Here is an 826-nt window from a genome sequence, read left to right on the forward strand (position 1 = left end):
AGAGACCTTTCTCAAGAATACCTACCGCGTTTTCTACTGAACTCTTAAATTTGGGCTTTCTGACCTTGGCTGGAAGAATTACAGTTCCATAATGATCAGCCCAGTCAGCGTAATCCTTATTCAGTTCGGGTTCAATCCAGTCTTGATTAACGATTACCGCCTGCTTGCAGTTATCGCATACAACCAGTGCCGGCACACCGCCAAAGTAATCAAGAGCATGATTATTGACCTCAATCCATTGCGGTTCCCTTGTCGAAAGCATCCCTTCGGCATAGATGTACTGTGAGTATGGAAGAATAGCCACAAATACAACAATCGTCAGAATCTCACCGGTAAGAGGATCGGTCATGTTAAATGTCTGCCCAGCGAAATCGACCTCCATCTTCTGTGCAATAACTGCACCGAAATGCGCAGTTTCATAGTTTTCCTCACACCATCGGTTAAAAAGCTCACAGTACTGGCGGTACTGATAGAAACGCTTGCCTTCTTCAGCACACTTTTTTGAGTAGCGATTCCATAGAAAAACGAGAGTCATGTTTTTCCTTGTGGCCATAAGTCTGGCCGCTTCCTCATAATCAGGGTATTCAATGGATTCATTACGACCTGGGGAACCGGGAATGGATCCATACACTAATTCAGCAATACCGTAGTTAGTGATACCCGGTGGCAAAGGATAAGAAAGGTTTTCGCACTTCTCAAATGCTCTGAGGAAGTCATTGACTCCTGATTTACTTACGCTAAGCTGTCGGGCAATTTCACTTCCTGACATGGAAAGCGCATAACGTTTGATAATGATGTTTTTGTAGTCCAGCATACATCATCCTCC

General features: G+C 44.3%; 1 pseudogene. It reads right to left on the reverse strand.

From position 1 onward, the window contains the following. Positions 1 to 814 (reverse strand): annotated as a pseudogene (locus tag ACTNBF_RS16475) (hypothetical protein); the annotation flags it as partial. Positions 815 to 826 lie beyond the last annotated feature (12 nt).

Origin of the sequence: Bariatricus sp. HCP28S3_A4 (genome assembly GCF_052066395.1) — a bacterium.
Classification (GTDB): domain Bacteria; phylum Bacillota; class Clostridia; order Lachnospirales; family Lachnospiraceae; genus Allocoprococcus.